Source organism: Actinomadura bangladeshensis (assembly GCF_004348335.1).
GTDB lineage: Bacteria > Actinomycetota > Actinomycetes > Streptosporangiales > Streptosporangiaceae > Spirillospora > Spirillospora bangladeshensis.
Genome location: NZ_SMJW01000523.1, coordinates 1 through 1,743, shown reverse-complemented (window position 1 = coordinate 1,743; position 1,743 = coordinate 1). Strand labels below are relative to the sequence as shown.

1 protein-coding gene and 1 pseudogene are annotated in these 1,743 nt (G+C 73.7%); both read right to left on the bottom strand.

Features of this window, described 5'->3' with window-relative positions:
• Positions 1–193: 193 nt before the first annotated feature.
• Complete coding sequence (locus E1284_RS40540) at positions 194–1,438, bottom strand: glycosyltransferase (protein WP_131945410.1); 1,245 nt, start codon at positions 1,436–1,438, stop codon at positions 194–196.
• A gap of 8 nt (positions 1,439–1,446) precedes the next feature.
• A pseudogene (locus tag E1284_RS42270) lies at positions 1,447–1,743 on the bottom strand (hypothetical protein); the annotation flags it as partial.

Here is a 1,743-nt window from a genome sequence, read left to right as displayed (position 1 = left end):
GTCTTCCGGAGCGCCGCGGGCGCCGAGCCCAACGGCCGCGCCCCCGCCGAGCCGTGGCGCCCCTGGGCGGACGGCCCGCCGCAGCCGAGGCCGCGCCACGACCCGCGCGTCCGCCGGGCGATCGTCCCCGCCCCGGACGGCTCCGGCTGGCGCTGGAGCGACGACGACCCCCGCTGACGCTTTGAGAGCCCGCTCAGGGACATGGGCGGGCAAGCAGGGAGTCGATGACCCCCAGGGCGCGTTCGGTGCCTTTCTCGGCGCGTACGCGCTCGCCCAGTTCGCTTGCCCGCGCTGCGATGTCGTCGTCCTGGACGGCTTGGCGGATGCGGTCGGCGAGGAGCGGTGCGGTCAGGGAGCGGAACGGCAGGGGGGCCGTACCCGCGCCCAGTGCGGCGATCCGCTCGCCCCAGAAGGGCTGGTCGCCGAAGAAGGGGCAGACGACCGTGGGGACGCCGGCGCGCAGCCCCGCCGCAGTGGTGCCCGCGCCGCCGTGGTGGACGACGGCCGCCATCCGGGGAAAGAGCCACGCGTGCGGGACGTCCCGGACGGCGAGGACGTGCTCGTCCGAGGTTTCGGGGTCTCCCTGCACGATGCCGCGCATTCCGGCCAGTTTCAGCGCGGCACGGATCGCGAGCGCCGTCATCTCCTCGTCCTTGGCCACCATGCTGCCGAAGCCGACATAGACCGGCGCCGGGCCGGCGTCCAGGAAGCCGGTCAGTTCCTCGGGCGGGGTCCATTCGTCCTCGTCCAGGAACCAGTAGCCGGTCATGGCGACGTTGGACGGCCAGTCCTTCGGGCGGGGCACCACGAGCGGGCTGAAGCACGCCAGCACGGGGGCGCGGGTCGGCAGTCGGCCGCGCAGCGGCAGCCGTTCGAGGCCCAGAGTGTGGGCCCGCCAGGGGTTGATGAAGGGGCGGGAGAGCTGCCAGGCGATCTGCTCGACCGCCATGAAGCTCCCCCGGTTGCCCCAGCGGCCGAGCCGCCGGGCCTGCGGCACGAACGGATGCGGGAACGCTCCGGTGGCCTGGCTCGGCTGGAAATGAATCAGCCCCCAAGGAACACCGAAATGCTCACCGAGATGCATGGGAAGGTAACAGAAAGTGGGACCGAGGATGAGGTCCGCACCTTTACAGGCGTCCGAACACTCGGCCAGCAGCCGTTCGGCCATCGGCCCGAGGATGCGGCGGAAACCACCGAGGAATGTGATCGGATTCCGGCCGCCGGCGAGCAACTCCTGACCGGCGTCCGATTCGAGGATCTCGGTCGGGTCGGCGGTCAGCGGCGCCAGTTCCAGCCCGGCGGCGACGGCCATCGGCGCGTACCGCGCGCTCGCCACGAGCCGCACCTCGTCCCCGCGCGCCCGCAGCGCCCGCCCGAGCGCCACGCACGGCTGGATGTCCCCCCGCGACCCCGCCGCGAAGATCACGATTCTGCTCACGGTGCCTCCTACCAGGCGTCGCTGCGCGGGACGGCCTGCGATTCCTCCGCCGGGTCCTCCTCGGGGACGTAGGGCTCGTACCACCCGTGCGGTGGCGTCGGCCGCTCCCCGTCCGCCGCGACGGGCGGTGGCCGCTGCGCGTCGCCGTCGTCCTCCCGCTCCGCGTCGGCGGGGTTCCACGACGCCCTCAGGACGGTCGCCTTCCCGGCCTCGTCGCGAAGCGCGTCATCGTCGGATGCGGGCTCGGGAGTGGGCCAGTCCTCCCACGCGTTCGCCCGCACCGGGGGCGCGGGCGTGGCGGGCGG